Origin of the sequence: Macrococcus carouselicus, assembly GCF_004359515.1 — a bacterium.
GTDB classification, from domain to species: Bacteria; Bacillota; Bacilli; order Staphylococcales; family Staphylococcaceae; genus Macrococcus; species Macrococcus carouselicus.
This window is the reverse complement of the sequence record NZ_SCWD01000019.1, coordinates 1-442: the sequence shown is the minus strand read 5'-3', so window position 1 is coordinate 442 and position 442 is coordinate 1. Positions and strand designations below refer to the sequence as shown.

Annotated in this window: 1 protein-coding gene; it reads left to right on the top strand. The window is 30.1% G+C overall.

Going from position 1 to position 442, the window contains the following annotated elements; genetic code table 11:
* Positions 1 to 442: DUF445 family protein (locus tag ERX40_RS11075; RefSeq protein ID WP_341777493.1), on the top strand; the 442-nt coding region annotated here is incomplete at both ends.

The window sequence follows — 442 nt, the reverse complement described above, 5'->3', positions numbered from 1 at the left end:
ATATTAATGATATGTTGGATACTTTTTTCAATGAGAAAGGTAAGTTAATTGGTATGTTGCAAATGTTTATGACAAAAGAGAGTATTGCAGATCGCATTCAACAAGAACTTATACGTTTAACATCTCATCCTAAAGCAAGAACAATTGTGACATCGTTAATTACCAATGAATATCAAACTTTTAAAGATAAACCATTGAATGAACTGTTAGATGCATCGCAGTTTAATGAAATCGCTGAAAATCTATCAGTGTATGTAACAACATATGCAAGCAAACAAGCGAATAAGCCAGTGGTTACGTTAATGCCTCAATTCGTTGATTATTTAGAAGGTCAACTCTCTAGCAAATTAGCAAATTTAATCATTGAAAAATTATCGATTCACTTATCTACAATTATGAAAAAAGTGGATTTACGAGGATTAATTGAAGAACAAATTAATAC